Source organism: Variovorax sp. AB1(2024), assembly GCF_037482385.2.
In the GTDB taxonomy this organism is placed as follows: domain Bacteria; phylum Pseudomonadota; class Gammaproteobacteria; order Burkholderiales; family Burkholderiaceae_C; genus Variovorax.
The window spans coordinates 4,305,249-4,322,417 of record NZ_JBBHKP020000001.1 but is presented as its reverse complement, the minus strand read 5'-3'; the positions used below and the strand labels follow the sequence as shown (position 1 = coordinate 4,322,417).

Here is a 17,169-nt window from a genome sequence, read left to right as displayed (position 1 = left end):
GGAAGAGGGGGCTCGGGTGTCGTCGTCAGGCCACCCGCTCCTCGATGGGGCCGACGCGGTCGGGATAGAAGGCCACGTGGTCCTTGATCTGGGCGACCGGCTCGTAGGGCGACTCGTAGGTCCACACCGCATTCACCGAGCGCTCGCCGCCGGCGGGAATGCTGTAGTAGTTGCACTCGCCCTTGTACGGGCAGTAGGTTGCATGCGAGGTGCGTTCCAGCAAGGACATCTTCACGTCCTTGCGCGGGATGTAGTGCACGGTTCCGAAATGCGCTTCGCGCAGCGTCAGCGCTTCGCGCGTGTCGGCAATGACGCGGCCGTCCACCGACACCACCACGCGAAGCGGATTGCGCGCGATGGTGATCGGGTGATCGGGGCCGGGGGTCTTGATGGTGCGTTCGGGCGTGGCGAACATGAGGGGGCTCCTTCAGTTGGTCGGGTGACGCAAGAATCGGCGGATGCGCATCTTGCCGCGATGTCGGGGCGGTTTGAAGCCCCCCGGAAATCAGCACGTTCGCGAAGTGGTTAAAGGCAGGGATGCCGTTCGGAGGTGCTGTGGAAGCCTTTCGGTTTAGTTTTTTTCGTGCGGGATAAGACGTGTTTCCACGGTGAGCCGAACTCCCCAAAAAACCGCCACACTCATTACAAATGGAAGCACTAGATGGTCGCGAACAAGTACACAAATCTATACCGGTTCAACTGTCGAGGCCTCTATCCAAGCTTTCGCATCCAGTCAGGTTCAGGCACTTTGTTGAGTGCGTAGAAGGTCTCGAGACGGCGCCGATTAGGTTGACCCGCAGCCAGACCCAGATACTGAACTGCATTCTTTCCGAAGAACGCATTTGAAAGGGACGTCTGGCGGGCGGTGATGCTCGGCTGGTCTTTCTCGATGCGCCGCATCACGTCCGTGAAGTCGGACAGATAGCGATCGACATTGCGCTGCGGCAGGATCATGGTCCAGTCCGTGCCATACATGAGGCGTTCGAAAAGTACGTTGTTGTCGGAGGCCGCGTAAAGTGCCTGCAGGGTCTGGGAAATTTTCGTCTGGTTGGTCAGAACGCCTGCGAAGTAGCTGCTGTCGGCGTAGGTGTTTGCACCGGCTGAGCCCGAGGTCGGGCTGATCAGCTTGAGGAACTCGCGAGTTTTCGCGCCCCCATGGTCTTCAAGATCGGTATCGCCAAAATGGCCGAAGCTCACTCTCAAACCCGGAAACGCTTGCAATGCAAGAGACCAGTACTGGCTGCCCGCAAGTGCCTTGAAGTCTTCCCAAGGCCCATTCGAATGATTGGTGTGGGCCATGATCGGGACCTCGTTGGCGAGGCAGTACGCAAAGAGGCTTCTCATCGCTGCATCGAGACGCTTGCCAAAATCAGGGTCCGCCGCGGCAGCCGGAAGACCGGGTTTTCCTTTCCAGACCTTCAGTCCCTTGTTTCCCAAGGGGGCGAAGCCCATCGGCGGATAGAGCTTCACGCCGATGAATCCACGGGTCTCAACGGCCTTCTTTACGAGACGAAGCGAATCTCCCATGCCATCCGAGCCGATGGTCATCGCTTCGCGGAACGGGCAAAAGGACACGAAGCCATGCATGCGTCCGCCGAGCAGGATGGAGATCTCCGCCATCAAGTCGACCTGCTCGGATAGCGAGGTTGGCGTGCTCTTCCCTTTCGCGAGCCACCAGTCGTAGTCAACCATGCTGGACACGACTAAATCGATCTTGCGCGGCGAGTTTTTCGAGTAGGTCGTCAGATAGTCGATTGCGTTCACATGGCGATGATTGAAGTTGTGCAGGATGAATCGCACATAGCCGGAGAGCGTTGGATGACTTCCCATCACGGATGCGCCGGAGTTTCTGCGCTGCTCGTACTCGTCGTACGTTTTGGGCAGGTCGTCGATTACTGCGCCAAGACCGGTCCGACTGCCTTTGGGGCCCAACACCGATGCGCCCGAGGGTGCCTGGTAGAGCACTTCTGCCGCAGTTCGCAGCTGATCGCTTCCTATTGCATAGCCTTCCTGAAAAGAAGGCATCGCCACGGTTCGCGCTTCTACCGGAGAAGCGCAATTCTTGAGAGATGCCGCGTAGCTTGCAATGGCACGCATCTCATCCTTGGCACTCGGTGCGAGATGCCAGCCAAGCGTCTGCAGCACTGAACCCATCGCGTTGACGAGGGGGTAGAGTTCGGAGTCCTTTCCCACGACAGTGCCCGAGAGAAAAGCTCTGATCTGCAGGTCGCTGCCGTTGAAGAAATGCGCATGCGTGTCGATCGTCAGGGGCGCACTCGGGTCGGAAATGCTTGGGTCGGTCGGGCATAAAGGCTCTGTGGCTGCATTAGCCGAAAGCGGTGCAAGCATGGCCGCGAGGCTCGCAATGAAAGTGCGTCGACTGGACTCGGATCGCATGGTGGGTTCTCCTCGTGATGATGGGTCAATGCCTCAGGGTCGCCGCGGGATCGCCGTAGTAGACGTAGAGCAATCCCAGCGGATTTCTCTTTTTCGCGTAGAGCTCGCGGCGGATGGCGGTCAGGGCATCGCTGACAGGTTCGCCTTTTCCAAGCCGTGTGATGAGCTGCATGCCCATTTCGTGACCGAGATGAGTCCACACCGGAACTTCCGTGACCAGCACGCCCTGCGCACCAAGCGCAAACAACGCGTCTTGCAGGCGGACGTGGGGAAGGGGAATCGACGGTCCGGTTTCGCACGCGTTGAGAATGACGAGCGGCGTTCCGGAAAGATAGGGCGCACGTGATTCCAGTTCTTCGGAGCTTTGCGCGTTCAGTAGTCTTTCGAGGCGGTAGCTTGTGACGAGGTCACCGTCATTGAAAGAGAGTTGCGGTTCCTGAGGAGCGGCGGTGCTTGCCGTTTGGGTCGCGCCAGAAGAAGCGTGAAGGAACGTAACGATGGCGGAGATCTGCTCTCGCTGACTCGTCAAAGCCTTGCCGAGAAAATCTGTTCCCGAGTCCACCTCCAGCAGGTCCGATACCGGAATGCTGCTCAATTGCTCGATCTGCTTTCTTGCGAAGGAAACACTGGAATCCGCGCTGCTGCCGTAGAGAGCGAATACGACCTTGCGTGCAAGGCTCCTGTTCCTGGTCGCCTCTTTTGGGGGACCACCCGTGCCGGCGCGCAGCACACTGAGATTGAATTGGAGCCCCCAGAATCTTGCTGCATCGATGGTCTTGCCCGGGGGATGCAGGTACTGCCAGGGCAGCGAGATTCGATCGGTGACTATTTGAAGGCGCAGCGGGCGGCCCTTGGCCTGGGCCCCGGCCAACTCGAGTTTTCGCACGAGTGCACCCAGCCTGCTGTCGGAAGCTTGCGTGAACAGGTGCCGATAGAGTTGCTGGCCCGCGTCGGCGATGGTCTTGGCTACGTTTGTGGATTCCTCGGGAGTTAGAAGAAGACTCTCTTGCGATTCCGTGGATACGACGGCATCGGACCCAGTGGCACTCAGCCGCTTGATGAATTCGCCCTGCAAGCTGACTGCCGACATGGCACCGTAGGTCGATGTCGTCATCGCGGCGATGAGGTCCGGATCCGTCACTCCCGAATCGAATTTCACCGACTGCCCCTGGGCATCCAGCGCAAGTGGGCCCAGCAGTTTCTTCAAGTCTTCATTCTTGGGCTCGATCCGGATGCTGATGCTTCGTTCGCTTTCCTTGGTGGCATAGAGAACAACGTCGGGAGTCCAATCCGACGTGCCGGACGGTGCGGACGCCCCGGCGGCCGCAACATTCTCGGCAGAGGCTGCAGGCAAATCGCCTTCCGAATCAACGCCGACAACGACCGACAAGCGGTCATGCTCCACGCCGGTCTTGTCGTTGATGATCAAGAGTTGCAAGGTTGCGGTGTAGGGCGTGTCCTGCGAACCACGCTGGGGCGTGAACTGGAAGCTGACCTCATTCGAGCGATGCAGGCTCGGGCTGTAGGTGATCTTCTTCAGCGACTCCACATTCGGTTCGCAGAACGAGCATGCCAGGACTATCGTCAAGGAGACGTCTTCCCTGCTCTTCAGAATTTCGGGAGGCGGTGACATCGGCGCAAGAACCGAACTGGATCGTGCGGGACCGATGCCGAAGCTCAGCGTGGCCATCTGTCGGGACTTCAGCACCGGCCGCCTGGGGAAATCCTTGCGTCGCTGGAGTTGCGGCGACAGGTCCGCGTTGTAGACGATGGCTTCCGTGGTTGCCGCCGGCTGAGACGCGCTGCCAGCGGAAGTTGGAACAAGCGCCCAATCGGGCAAGGGGGCCGGAGGCGGCGGTTGGCTTGGTGCGACGTTGACGAAGTGTTTCTGTGCCAGTCCAAGATCACTCACCGCAAGTGCTCTTACGACAGCAGTTCTTTGCTTGGATGTTGTCGACCAACCGCCAATCTTCAGCTTCTCGATGAGCGCGTCGTAGTCGTTTGCCGAAAAAAAGCTCGAACTCTTCGTGTCCAGCAGAACCAGTTGCCGGGCCGCGTTCTCGGAGCGCCTGACGCCGGCATTGTGCTCATCGATGATCGACTTGGCGTTGGTCAGAAGCTGGAGGCGAGCCAGAGCGGGCAGCTTGTCGAAGCTGGTCTTGTTGGCTACAAGCACGTAACCGCGATAGCGGTGGTTGCTCTCCAGGATCGAAAATCCGGAGGCGCGGTTGCCTGCGCGCGCGAGTTCCAACCATCCGATCTCGGTCGCGTCCACGGCGCCGTTCTCCAGCGCTACCGTTCTGACTGCACTGGCCAATGGAACCGGCGATGCACCCAAGGCCGTGAATTGACGCATCTCGGTTTCATTCGTGGGGGTGCCGAGCTTGAGTCCCTTCAGATCGTCAAAGGCGAGCAGGGGTTTGCGCGATGCGATTTGCACCATGCCACCGTGCAGGTATCCCAGCCCTCTCAGCCCCTTCTTCTCGAGCGATTTCAAAAGTTTGCGGCCATCGACACTCGCTTCGAACTTGTCGACGGCGTCGAAGTCCTTGAAGAGGAAAATCGAATTGAAGACAGCGAAGTCTGGAAACTGCGCAGTAAGGGTGTCGATAGGTATGACGGAAAGCTGGATCTGGTCCGTCTGGACTCTCTGCAAGACGTCCGACGCTTCCCCCGGCGGGCTTTCGGAAGTCTTGATCTGAAGTGCGTGTTCCGATGGATTGCCGAAGCGGCCCGCCAACTGCACGATGGGGGAACGATCCTGTGCGGGGAGCGAGCCCGGCACCTCCGCCCGCCAGATACTGGGCTGGGCAATGGCGTCAGGTGGAATGAATGCGAACAATGTTGCAACTAGGAAGGCCGCATGCCATGCACGCCTGCTCCGTGAAAATTCCCAGATGCGTGCCCGAACCTTGTACGACATGCGCAGACCTCCGCTAACGAAGGGCGCACAGTCGGTCATGCCTTGGGGTTTGTCAATCCGCGATCAGGGGATGACATTGACCAGGCAAAGTGCTACAGCAGCAATGGAGTCTTGCGCAGGATGTTGTCGGCCAGACTCGCCGGGCACCCGGGCATGGAATCGGTGATACCTTCGCGCGACCTTGAGCGATCCACCGAAGGACCGAAGTGAAGAAGAACAAACTCGCTACGTTGTTGCTCGCCAGCCTGCTGGCTCTTGGCGCAAGTGCACAGGAGTGGCCGTCCAGACCCGTTCGCGTGATCGTTCCCGCGCCGGCCGGCAGCTCGCTCGACGTGATCGCGCGCACGCTGGCCGACCGCCTGCGCGTGATCTGGAAGCAGCCCGTGGTCATCGAGACCAAGGCCGGCGCCGGCGGCCTGATCGGCATGGACACGGTGGCCAAGGCGTCGCACGACGGCTACACGCTGGGCATCGGCTTCAATGGCCCGATCGCATTCGGACCCTACATGTACCGGCGCATGCCCTATGCGCCGTCCCGCGACCTGGTGCCCGTCGTGCTCACGACCTCGCAGCCCAATGTGCTGGCCGTGCAGGAGAGCAACCCGGCGAACACGCTGCCCGAATTCGTCGACTGGGCCAGGAAGCAGGGCTCGAAGTTCAGCTATGCGTCCGTGGGCGCGGGCAGTTCGTCGCACCTCACGATGGAGCTGCTGCGCAGCGTGACGAAGATGGAGGCGGTGCACGTGCCGTACTCGGGCTCGCCGCCTGCGGGCCTTTCGCTTGCCGCGGGCGACACGCAGGCGCTGTTCACGGTGGCGCCTGCGTTGCTGCCGCTGATCCAGGGCCATCGGGTGAAGCTCATCGCGGTGACCAGCGCCACCCGCTCGGAACTCATGAAAGACTTGCCGACAGTGGCCGAGGCGGGCTACGCAGGCTTCGAATCGCTGGCTTGGAACGGCTTCTTCACCGCCGCCGGCACGCCGCCCGAGGTGGTGCACCGCATCAACGCGGACGTCAACGCCGTGCTGCGCGAGCCGGCGGTGCGCGAACTGCTCGCCAACCAGGGGCTAGTGGCGGGCGGCGGTTCGCCCGAGGAATTCAAGGCCTTCATCGACAGCGAGGCCCGCAAGTGGGGTGCGATCATCGCCAAGGTCGGCATCCGTCTTGATCAGTGACCAGCTTGTCGTCCACACTCCCGCAAACTCCAGGAAGAAAAAAATGGCCGAGCTCCCGGACTCCCCTGAATTTCCCGAAGACATCTACACCGAACCGGAGCCCGATCCGCATACGCTTGCCAACCTCGGCCCGCTGACCGGCCTCGCGGGCTTGTGGATCGGCACTTCCGGCCACGACGTGAGCCCGAAGCCCGAAGGCCCCGAAGCCGAAGCGTTCATCGAGCATGCGGAGTTCCAGCCCATCGACGCGCAGACCAACGGCCCGCAGATCTTCTACGGGCTGCGCTATCACCTGCGCATCGTCAAGCCCGACGACGTCGAAACCTTCCACGACCAGGTCGGCTACTGGCTCTGGGAGCCCGCCACGGGCGCGCTGGTGCAGACGCTGTCGATCCCGCGCGGGTTGACGGCCATGGCCACCGGCCAGGCGAAGGCCGGCGACCGCAGTTTCAGGCTGGAGGCGGTGCGCGGCGGAGAGACCAACGGCATCCTCGCCAACCCGTTCCTGGAGCATGCGTTCAAGACGCTGCGCTACAGCATCGCCGTCACCATCCACGACGACCGCAGCTGGTCGTACGAGCAGGAAACCGTGTTGAGCGTGCGCGGCCAGGCCGAGCCCTTCAGCCATACCGACCGCAACCTGCTGCGCAAGGTCGGCGAGCCCACGCCCAATCCGACGGCGCTGGCCGCCATGGCGGAGGCGGCAAGGAAGAGCGCAATCGACACTGCCAGTGCCGGGGTGGCCCCCCGGGCGACACCGGTCTGAGCTTCGCGAGCGCAGCCGTTCCGCAGTAGCCGGGCGTGCTGGCCGGCGGCACGCGATGCCCGCGCCGGGCTCAGTCCAGCCGCAGCGAGCCGAGCCGCGCGACGATCAGGTCGTACAGCGTCTGCGCCGCGACCGACAGGCTGCCTTCGCGCCGCTGCACCAGGTACAGCGTGCGCGTGAGCGCGGGCAGGGGCAGCGGGCGGGTCACCAGCGTTTCGCGCTGGAAGTGGAACAGCGTGAGCGCCGGCACCACGCTGATGCCCAGGCCCGCCTCGACCAGCCCCATCACGGTGGCCAGGTGCTCGACCTCGAACACTGCGTTCAGCCGCTGCGGATGCAGCGCGGCGTCGAGCGCCTGCCGCACGCTGCTGTTGCGCGCCATCTGGATGAACGGATGCGGCGCGATTTTCTTGACCGTGAGGCGCGGCTCGCGCGCCAGTGGATGGTCGGTGCGGCACACCAGGTGAAAGCGGTCGCTGCACAACTTGCGTGCGCGCAGGTCGCTGCCCGCCGCGGCCTCCGCGCCCGAGGCGGCGAGCGCGAAGTCGGCCTGGCCGCCGCGCACCAGCGCGATGCAGGCGTCGGACAGCGCATCGTCAAGGTCGACGCGGATGCCGGGCCAGGCCTGCATGAATTCCGCGAACACCGCGGGCAGCCAGCCGGCCGCGAGCGAGGGCAGGGCGGCCACGCGCACGCGGCCCTTGCGGCGCTCCACGTGGTCGGCCAGGTCGACCATCGCGTTGCCCATGTCGTCGAGCAGCCGGCGCGCCGACCCTTCGAAAAGCAGCCCCTCGGGCGTGAGCTGCACGCTGCGCGTGTCGCGGTCGAACAGGCGCGTGCCGACGGCGTCTTCGAGCGTGCGGATGAGCGCGCTGAAGGCCGGCTGCGACAGGTGGCTGGTCTGCGCGGCGCGCGTGAAGTTTCGGTGCTCGGCCAGCGCGAGAAAGGCGCGCAGCTGCCGCGTGGAGAGGTCTGGCGTCTTTTTCATGTCTCGGGGTTCCGGTGGGCGGATGCGTTATTTGAAAAGCAGATCAATCGATCCGTATTTTCGATTTTACGGATGATGGCGGGCTGCCTACAGTGCGGCTCGATGACTTCCATTGCTGCAACGCCCACGCTGTTGATCGGATGCGCGGCCGGCTTCTCGGGTGACCGCACCGACGCCGCCGGCCCGGTGGTCGACACGCTGATCGCGCGTCTCGCGCAAGGCCCCGCGGGGCGGCGCGCGTTCCTCGTCTTCGAGACGCTGGCCGAGCGCACGCTGGCGCTGGCGCAACTGCGCCGCCGCGCCAACCCCGATGCCGGCTACGAACCGCTGCTCGACGACATGCTGCGGCCGGTGCTGGCGCGCTGCCTGGCACACGGCATCCGCATCGTGAGCAACTTCGGCGCCGCCAACCCGCGCGCCGCCGCCCGGCACATCGCCCGCATGGCGCGCGAACTGGGCGCCAGCGCCCCGCGCATCGCGGTGGTGGAGGGCGACGACCTCTCGGGCGCCGGGCATCGCGCGGTGCTGCGCGAAGCGCTCGGCGCGCGAATGGAAGGGCTGCGCGTGGTCAGTGCCAATGCCTACATCGGCGCCGAGCCGATTGCCGCCGCGCTCGACGCGGGCGCGCAGATCGTGGTGTGCGGCCGGGTGGCCGACCCGTCGCTCACCGTGGGGCCGGCCATGTCGCATTTCGGCTGGCGCGCCGACGACTGGGACCGGCTGGGCCGCGCCACCATGGCCGGCCATCTGCTCGAATGCGGCGCGCAGGTGTGCGGCGGCTACTTCGCCGACCCCGGCTACAAGGACGTGCCGGGCCTCGAGTCGGTCGGCTTTCCCATCGCGGAGATCGACGCCGACGGCGGCTGCGTCATCGGCAAGGCCGACGGCACCGGCGGCCTCGTGACCGAAGCCACGGTGAAGGAGCAACTGCTCTACGAAGTGCACGACCCCGCCGCCTACCTGACGCCCGACGTGGTCGCCGACATCGCCGACGCCGAGGTGCACGCGCTGCCCGGCGCCGACCGCGTCGAGCTGCGCGGCGTGCGCGGGCACGAGCGGCCGCGCAACTACAAGGTCAACGTCTGCCATGAAGGCGGCTGGCTGGCCGAGGGCGAGATTTCCTACGCCGGCCCTCGCGCCGAAGCGCGCGCGCGGCTCGCGGCCGAGGTGCTGAAGAAGCGGCTCGACGGCCTTGCGCTGCGCGTCGACCTGATCGGCGCGCTGAGCATCCTCGGCGACGACGCGGGCCGCGCACTGGCGGACACGCCCGACAGCGGCGTGCGCGACGTGCGCCTGCGCGTCGCGGCCACCCATGCCGACCGTGCCCAGGCCGAACGGCTCGGCCGCGAGGTGACGGCGCTTTACACCTGCGGTCCGGCCGGCGGCGGCGGCGTGCGCACCGCGCTCACGCCGCGGCTCAACACGCTGTCGTGCCTGCTGTCGCGCGAGGCGGTGCCGGTCCGCTTCGAACTGCTGGCCGTGGAGGAACTGGCATGAGCAAGATTCCTGAAGACACCATCGAGGTGCCTCTCTACCGCGCGGCCCACGGCCGCACCGGCGACAAGGGCGACCGCTCCAACATCAGCGTCATCGCCTGGCATGCCGGGCTGTATCCGCTGCTGGCCGAGCAACTCACGCCCGAGCGCGTGGCCGCGCAGTTCCGCCACCGTGCACCGTCGCAGGTGCAGCGCTTCCTGCTGCCGAAACTGCATGCGATGAACTTCGTGCTCGACGCGGTGCTCGACGGCGGCGTCAACGATGCGCTGAATCTCGATGCGCACGGCAAGGCGCTTTCCTTCCTGCTGCTCGACATGCCCGTTCGCGTGCCGCGCCCGCTCGTGCCTTTGCTGGGCGGACCGTAGCCGGCTTCCACCTTTTCCACTGCCCCTTCCAATTTCTGAGACAAAACAATGAAACGATTCCCCCTGACCGTGCTGACCACCGCGCTGGCGCTCGCGCCGCTGCTGGGCCATGCACAGGCCTTCCCGGAGAAAGCCATCACCTTCGTGGTGCCCTTCGCGGCCGGCACGGCCACCGACCAGATCGCGCGCGCGCTCGGCAACCAGATCGCGACCGAGACCAAGCAGGCCGTCATCATCGACAACAAGGCCGGCGCCAGCGGCTTCATCGCGTCGCAGAACGTGGCGAAGGCGCCTGCCGACGGCTACACGGTGCTGATCACCACCAACACCACGCATGCCGCCAACGAACACCTGTTCAAGAAGCTGCCCTACGACCCGGTGAAAGACTTCGCACCCGTCGCCGCCTTGGGCAAGGGCGGGCAGATCATGGTGGTGAACCCGTCGTTCCCGGCGAAGAGCGTGGCCGAGTTCATCGCGCTCGCGAAGAAGGAGCCGGGCAAGTACAGCTTCGGCAGCGGCAGTTCGTCGAGCCGCATGGCCGGCGAGCTGCTGCAGCAGATGGCCGACATCAAGCTGCTGCACGTGCCCTACAAGAGCAACACGCTCGCGGTGACCGACCTGCTGGGCAGCCAGATCAACATGATGATCACCGACACCGCCACCGGCCTGCCGCAGGTCAAGGCCGGAAAGCTGCGCGCGCTGGGCATCTCCAGCTCCGCGCGCTCGCCGCTCGCGCCCGACGTGCCCACCATTTCCGAAGCCGGCGTGAAGGGCTATGAGATGGGCTACTGGTTCGCCGCCTATGCGCCGGCGAAGACGCCGCCGGCCGTGGTCAAGCGGCTCAACGAACTGCTGGTGAAGGCCGCGAAGAGCGAGGCGGCGAAGGCCGCGTTCTACGAACCCACCGGCACCGAAGTGTTCACCACCTCGCCAGAGGAGCTTGCCAGGTTCCAGGCGGCCGAATCGCAGAAGTGGGGCCGCATCGTGAAGGCCGCCGGCATCGAGGCCGAGTAGCCCGCGCGCCGTAGCGGGGATCGGCGCCGCGACGACACAAGACACACAACAGGAGACAAGACCATGAAACGCTGGAGCCTCAAGGCTGCCACGGTGGCTTCGGCCGCCCTTTTTCTGAGCGCATGCGGCGGAAGCGGCGGCGGGGGAGGAGGCAGCCTGCTGCTGCCGCCGCCCGCCACGACCACGCCTGCCCCGCCCGCCGCGGCGGCTGCCGCACCCAAATACAAGCTCGCCATCACCGCCACGGAAGACGTGCCCGGCACTTTCGGCAGCGTCGGCGCCTACGAGAAGATCACGGGCACTTTCACCGGCGAGGTCGACCCCAGGGACGCGCGCAACGCCATCATCCAGGACCTGTCGCTCGCGCCGCTGAACGCCAACGGCAAGGTCGAGTACAGCTCCGACTTCGTGCTCTTCAAGCCCAAGGACATGAGCAAGGCCAGCGGCGTGCTGCGCTACGACGCGCCCAACCGCGGCAACATTGTCAACCTCGACCCGTACTTCGCCTCGCGCGGCTATGTGTTCCTCACGGCCGCATGGCAGGGCGACGTGCCGGCGGCGCCTGGCAAGCTCACGCTCAAGGTGCCCGTGGTGAAGAACGCCGACGGCAGCAGCATCACCGGCACTTACCGCGCCGAGCTGCTGCCCACCGCCGCCACCAACGATTCGCTGCCGCTGCCGGGCGGCCCCTTCAACGCGGCGATGCAGGCTTATGCCACGGCCAGCCTGGACAACACCAAGCCCGGCTACGTGCTCACGCGCCGCATCAACGAGGGCGACGCGCGCCAGCTCATTCCGGCGAGCGACTGGAAGTTCGCGAAGTGCGGTGCCGCCACGCCGTTCCCCGGCACGCCCGACGAGACCAGCGTGTGCCTCAGGGACAAGTGGGACCCGGCCTATCTGTATGAGTTGGTCTACGTCGCGAAAGACCCGAAGGTGATGGGCCTCGGCCTCGCGGCGCTGCGCGACATGATCAGCTTCTTCCATCGGGACTCCGCCGATGCGGCGGGTACCGCCAACCCGGTGGCGGCCGCGATCAGGAACACGATTGCCTCGGGCGTCTCGCAGTGCGGCAACTTCATGAAGACCTTCGTGCACCTCGGCTTCAACGAGGACCGCTCGGGCGCCAAGGTGTTCGACGGCGTGTTCGCGCAGATCGCGGCGCGGCAGACGAACATCAACATGCGCTTCTCCGTGCCCGGCGGCGGCGGTGGCGTGCGCGCGGACCACACGGCCTTCGGCCAGGGCGGCACGCGCGGCCTGTCGAAGGACTACGTGGACGACGTGGCCCAGCGGCGCGGCGGCATCCTGTCGCGCTGCGAGGCGAGCGGCACCTGTCCCAAGCTCTTCATCGGCTTCAGCGGCACCGAGTTCTGGACGCTGCAGGGTTCGCCGCTGCTGACCGACGCCTGGGGCACGGCCGACCTGGTGCAGCCCGGCAACGCGCGCATCTACTACTACGCCAGCTCGCACCACCTGCTGGGCCTCGCGTCGGTGCCGGGCGCGGGCGCCGGGGCGCTGTATGCGACCAATGCCAACACGGGCGTGATCCCGGTCGTGCGTGCGCTGTACCAGAACCTGGAGGACTGGGTCGTCAAGGGCACCACGCCGCCCGACAACCAGGTGCCCAGGATCGCCGACGGCACGCTGGTGCGCCCGGCGCGGGTCGCGTTCCCGGCCATTCCGGGGGTGAGCTACACGGGACTGGCCAACACCTACTCGCTGCTCGACTGGGGCCCCGGCTACCGGCCGCAGGACGAGAGCGGCATCGCAACCCAGGTGCCGCCGGCCTACCTGGGGCGCGACTACGCGATCCTGGTGCCGCAGGTCGATGCCGACGGCAACGACATCGCGGGCATCCGCAGCATCGACGTGGCCGTGCCGCTGGGCACCAACACCGGCTGGAACTACACGAATCAGCCTGGGCGCATCGACCAGGCGGGCCTGTTCGGCTCCTACTTCGCATTCGCCAAGACGGCGGCGCTGCGCGGGAGCGACCCGCGCCCGTCGCTGCAGGAGCGCTATGTGGACCAGGCAGGCTACGTGGCGGCAGTGACCACGGCGGCCAACGATCTCGTGGCCAGGCGCTTCATGCTGCGCGTGGATGCCGACGCTGCAATTGCCAACGCGGTCGCGAATCCGGTGCTGCCTTAAGCGGTGTGCACTGAAAAGCCTGTCTTGCCCGGCGCGATGTCCTCGCGCAGGGTGAGGGCGGGAATCTCGTAGTCGCCGGCGTTCTGTGGGCGGAACGGGATCGGCTCGGCCGTGAAGAGCGTGTCGAGTTGCCGACCCAGTTCCCCGGTGATGCGTGCGTAGGCTGCATCGTCGATCTTGTTCGTGCGATGCACCACGTACGGCGGCAGCACGTCGAAGCCCGGGTAGTACAGGATGCCGTGCTGGATGGGGAACAGCAGGTCGTCCATGGGCCCGTTGATGCCTCGCGGCGCGTAGTGCGATGCCCAGCCGCCGGTCGTCACCACCAGCATCGCGCGCTTGCCGGCCATCACGCCTTCGCCGAAGCGGTCACCCCAGTGGGTGTCCGAGTGTTCGCCGAGTCCGTAGGCAAAGCCATAGGCATAGATGCGCTCGACCCAGCCCTTGAGGATGGCGGGCATCGAGTACCACCACAGCGGGAACTGCAGGATCACGGCGTCCGCCCACAGCAGTTTTTCCTGTTCGCCGGCGATGTCAGCGGTTTGCGTGCCCGTCTCGAACGCATGGAGCGAGTCGAGCACGGGGTCGAAGCGCGCGGCGGTGTCGCGCGCGGGGAAGTCGTCGGCATCGAGCGCGGGCTTCCAGCGCATGGCGTACAGGTCGGATACCTGCACGGAATGGCCGATGGCCGTCAGGTGCTCGAGCATGAAGCGATGGAGCGAGCCGTTGAGCGAAGCGGCTTCGGGGTGGGCAAGTACCAGCAGGATGTTCATGTTTCGTGGAGGTTCGAATGAAGATGCCCGCAGGTTAGGTTTCCTGGCGATATATTGGAAATGAATAGTATGAATTCCAGGAATTGCCATGAACAATTTCAGCCGCCTCGACCTCAACCTGCTGGTCACGCTCGACACGCTGCTGGCCGAACGCAACGTCACGCGCGCGGCCGAGCGGCTGAACCTGTCGCAGCCCTCCGTGAGCGTGCAACTCGCCAAGCTGCGCGAAGCCTTCGGCGACCCGCTGCTTGTGCCCGCGCAGCGCGGCATGCGGCCCACCGCGCGCGCCGACGAACTGCGCGAGCCTCTGCGCGAGGCGCTCGAATCGCTGGGCCGCGCGGTGGCGCCCACGCGCCCTTTCGACCCCACCGAGGCGACGACCACCTGGCGCGTGGCCGCTGCCGACTATGCCGAGTCGGTCATCCTGCTGCCGGCGCTGGCCGGGCTGCGTGCCGCGGCGCCGCACACGCGGCTGGCCGTTGTGGAGGCGGTGCCCTCGCGCATGGCGCGGCAACTGGAGCAGGCGGAGGTCGACCTGTTCTTTCACACCAGTGTGGGCGCGCAGCCCGGGCTGCACCGGCGCGTGCTGTTCCACGAGCGCTATGTGCTGGCCGGGCGGGAAGGGCATCCACGCCTGAAACGGCGGCCGTCGCTCGCGCAGTTCTGCGCCCTGGAGCATGTGGTGGTGTCGCCCGGCGGTGGCGGCTTTGCCGGGCCGACGGACGAGGCGCTGGCCGAAAAGGGCCTGACGCGGCGCGTGGCGCTGTCGGTGCCGCACTTTCTTTTCATGGTGTCGGTGTTGGCCCGCACCGACATGGTCGCGATGCTGCCCGAGCGGCTGGCGCGCGGCGCGGCCGGGTTGCGTGTCGTGGAGGCACCGCTGGAGGTGCCCGGCTACGAGATGGCGATGCTCTGGCACGAGCTCCGGCACCGCGATCCCGCGCACAGGTGGCTGCGCGAGCAGATCGCCGCCGGCCTCTGACGGAGCTCAAACCGGATCCGGCGCCTTCATGGTGTCGGCGTCGCGGTGCAGAGGCAGCCAGAGCGTGAACCGGGTGCCGGCGCTGCCGGATTCCCAGCTCACCCTGGCGCCGATGGCCTGCGCACGCTGCTGCTGGTTGCGCAAGCCGCGGCCGTGCCGGCGCAGGGCCTCTTCCACGGCGAAGCCCTCGCCGTTGTCCTCGATCACCACGCACACGCCGTCGTCGGTCGTCTCGGTGCTGAAGCAGATGGTCGAGGCCTGCGTATGGCGCAGCACGTTGGCCACGCATTCCTGCACGATGCGCAGGATGTGCAGTGCGCTGTTCGGGTCCAGCCAGGCCAGCACGGGCACGGGTTGTACCTCCCAGCGCAGCGCGACGCCGGCGCCCTCGATGCGCGGCGCCAGGCGAAAGCGCAGGGTCGCCAGCAGCAGCAGCAGGTCGGCGTCCACGCTTTCCATGGAGTCGATGACCAGCTTCAGGTCTTCCATGCAGCTCTTGAGCACGCTGGAAATCTCGGCCTCGTTCATGGTGCCTCGCTCGACCGAGCGGATGGCGCTGATCAGCGACGAGCCCAGGCCGTCGTGCATGTCCTGCATCAGGCGCCGCCGTTCGGCGTTGAGCATCTGCTGGTTCTCAATGACGCGCAGGCGCTGGTAGCTTTGCTCCAGTTCGGCTTCGCGTGCCCGCAGCCGCAGGACCAGTTCGGTGTTCAGCCGGCCCACTTCGGCGAACGCGCCGGTGTAGCGCTGGAACATGATGAACGAGAAGACGAAGAACAGGCCGATGACGGCGTAGGGCGAGGTGTACACGCTCTCCGGGCTGACCAGGTTGTTCTGCAGGAGCCCGTCGTAGGAGGTGAACACGACGGCGAAGACCGTCCAGCCCGCCACCAGCCGCCCTTCCGGCAGTTGCGCCCGCAGGGCCTTGCGCAGGTTCACCGCGAAGATCAGCACCGCCACCGGCAGTACCGCCAGGTTGAGCAGCGGCGTGAACAGGTAGAGGCTGACGATCGACGTCGACACGTGCGGCAGCGTCGCGACATTGCAGGCCAGCGTCAGGCCCAGCGCCAGCCGGGTCAGCCAGGCCGAGGGCTGCTGGTGCAGGCGCTGCAGGAACAGGTGGATGAGGACGATCAGCCACAGCAGGCTGGCCACGGTCACCCATTCGAACCATTCGTCCGAAATCGGCAGGTAGCTGCCGCCCACGTAGTAGTGCAGCATGCGCAGGAACGCCACGGCCGAAATGGCGAAGAACAGCAGGTAGAGCGATTCGCGCCGCTTGCCCAGCCACACCGCGAACGCGAACGCGCCCACCGCCAGGAACGCCGCGCTGCCCATGAACGGCAACTGCACCTGCAGCATCTGGCGCGACTGGTAGCGCCAGGCCAGGGCATGCTCGTCGCCCACCCACACCGTGGAGAACCCGCTTCCGCTGTTGCGCAGGCGGTCGACCCGGATCAGCACGGACTTCGGGGACAGCGTGTTCGCGGTCGCGTTCAGCGGCAGCAGCAGCGGATGGTTGTAGCCGTTGTGGACGGGGCTGCCGTGCGACTGGTAGAGCAGCACGCCGTCGCCGTAGACCGCGATGTGCCCCAGGGTCTTCCAGCGCGGGAGGTAGAGAACGCGTTGCTGCGTCGTACGGGGCTGGCCCGACAGGTCGATGCGGTACCAGTCGGTGACGGCCCGCATGCCGCTGGACGCCGTGGGCACCAGTTCACGCAAGGCCGTGTATGGGAGGCTGACAGGCTTCCAGCCGGCGCTCGGCAGGGTGGTGTCTTCTATCTGCTGCGGCGGGAGCGAATAGCCCGTACCCGTCACGGACAGCAGTTCCGCCCGGGTGATGTGGACGGCGGTGTACGCGTTCCGCGGCGCTTCGTCGGCACGCGCAAAGGGCAGGATGGCCAGCAGCAGCGCCAGCCAGAGCTTTGCGATCGACCGGCCGATTCGCCAACAGTCTTTGCGGCCAAGCCTCATAGATCGCTTCTGCCTTGGAAATCTTGTTCAGCTTGCTCTAGGTGCGCCGGTTGAATGCCGGGACCGGCCCACCGGCCCGCTACCGCGCGCGGCCGCCATTATGTCGTTGGCCAAGCCGGCTTCCCCCGCCACCGGGGAATACTTTTTCGTGACAGGCAGGG

At 65.7% G+C, this 17,169-nt stretch carries 13 protein-coding genes; 7 read left to right on the top strand and 6 right to left on the bottom strand.

Features of this window, described 5'->3' with window-relative positions; all coding sequences use genetic code 11:
• Positions 1-25 precede the first annotated feature (25 nt).
• The 3 genes from WIX39_RS20245 to dctP all read right to left on the bottom strand — a co-directional run bounded on the left by WIX39_RS20245 (position 26) and on the right by dctP (position 5,320).
• Positions 26-415, bottom strand: a complete 390-nt coding sequence (locus WIX39_RS20245) for a DUF427 domain-containing protein (protein WP_081269034.1) — start codon at positions 413-415, stop codon at positions 26-28.
• 296 nt (positions 416-711) lie between these two features.
• On the bottom strand, positions 712-2,397 hold the full coding sequence (locus WIX39_RS20240) for an amidohydrolase family protein (RefSeq protein ID WP_106934181.1): 1,686 nt from the start codon (positions 2,395-2,397) through the stop codon (positions 712-714).
• A 25-nt stretch (positions 2,398-2,422) separates the two neighbouring features.
• Positions 2,423-5,320 carry a TRAP transporter substrate-binding protein DctP gene (gene dctP / locus WIX39_RS20235; protein WP_159053598.1) on the bottom strand — a complete coding sequence of 966 codons (2,898 nt, stop codon included), beginning with the start codon at positions 5,318-5,320 and terminating at the stop codon, positions 2,423-2,425.
• Positions 5,321-5,526: 206 nt separating this feature from the next.
• Between dctP and WIX39_RS20230 the strand changes: the two genes are divergently transcribed.
• Positions 5,527-6,495: a Bug family tripartite tricarboxylate transporter substrate binding protein gene (locus WIX39_RS20230; protein ID WP_409195702.1), complete on the top strand. Its 969-nt coding sequence runs from the start codon at positions 5,527-5,529 to the stop codon at positions 6,493-6,495.
• A gap of 43 nt (positions 6,496-6,538) precedes the next feature.
• Positions 6,539-7,261, top strand: coding sequence for an FABP family protein (locus WIX39_RS20225; protein ID WP_409195701.1), 723 nt, complete (start codon positions 6,539-6,541; stop codon positions 7,259-7,261).
• A gap of 70 nt (positions 7,262-7,331) precedes the next feature.
• On the opposite strand, the gene WIX39_RS20220 is transcribed toward WIX39_RS20225, so the two are convergent.
• Positions 7,332-8,249 (bottom strand): LysR family transcriptional regulator, encoded by a 918-nt coding sequence (locus WIX39_RS20220; protein WP_081269031.1) that lies wholly within the window; start codon positions 8,247-8,249, stop codon positions 7,332-7,334.
• A 102-nt stretch (positions 8,250-8,351) separates the two neighbouring features.
• On the opposite strand from WIX39_RS20220, the gene WIX39_RS20215 reads away from it, so the two are divergent.
• The 4 genes from WIX39_RS20215 to WIX39_RS20200 all read left to right on the top strand — a co-directional run bounded on the left by WIX39_RS20215 (position 8,352) and on the right by WIX39_RS20200 (position 13,279).
• Positions 8,352-9,746, top strand: coding sequence for an acyclic terpene utilization AtuA family protein (locus tag WIX39_RS20215; RefSeq protein ID WP_409195700.1), 1,395 nt, complete (start codon positions 8,352-8,354; stop codon positions 9,744-9,746).
• Positions 9,743-10,111: an AtuA-related protein gene (locus WIX39_RS20210; protein WP_409195699.1), complete on the top strand. Its 369-nt coding sequence runs from the start codon at positions 9,743-9,745 to the stop codon at positions 10,109-10,111. Before WIX39_RS20215 ends, WIX39_RS20210 begins: the two co-directional genes overlap by 4 nt.
• 48 nt (positions 10,112-10,159) lie before the next feature.
• A complete protein-coding gene (locus WIX39_RS20205; RefSeq protein WP_409195698.1) occupies positions 10,160-11,125 on the top strand; it encodes a Bug family tripartite tricarboxylate transporter substrate binding protein in 966 nt (321 codons plus the stop codon).
• Between the two features lie 63 nt (positions 11,126-11,188).
• On the top strand, positions 11,189-13,279 hold the full coding sequence (locus WIX39_RS20200; protein WP_409195697.1) for an alpha/beta hydrolase domain-containing protein: 2,091 nt from the start codon (positions 11,189-11,191) through the stop codon (positions 13,277-13,279).
• Here the strand turns inward: WIX39_RS20200 and WIX39_RS20195 are convergent.
• Complete coding sequence (locus WIX39_RS20195) at positions 13,276-14,052, bottom strand: NAD(P)H-dependent oxidoreductase (protein WP_409195696.1); 777 nt, start codon at positions 14,050-14,052, stop codon at positions 13,276-13,278. The two genes, WIX39_RS20200 and WIX39_RS20195, sit on opposite strands and share 4 nt — an antisense overlap.
• A gap of 88 nt (positions 14,053-14,140) precedes the next feature.
• Here WIX39_RS20195 and WIX39_RS20190 point away from each other — a divergent pair, with 88 nt between their 5' ends.
• A complete protein-coding gene (locus tag WIX39_RS20190) occupies positions 14,141-15,034 on the top strand; it encodes a LysR family transcriptional regulator (protein ID WP_409195695.1) in 894 nt (297 codons plus the stop codon).
• A gap of 6 nt (positions 15,035-15,040) precedes the next feature.
• Here WIX39_RS20190 and WIX39_RS20185 read toward each other — a convergent pair whose 3' ends face one another.
• Positions 15,041-17,008: a sensor histidine kinase gene (locus WIX39_RS20185; protein WP_409195694.1), complete on the bottom strand. Its 1,968-nt coding sequence runs from the start codon at positions 17,006-17,008 to the stop codon at positions 15,041-15,043.
• Positions 17,009-17,169 lie beyond the last annotated feature (161 nt).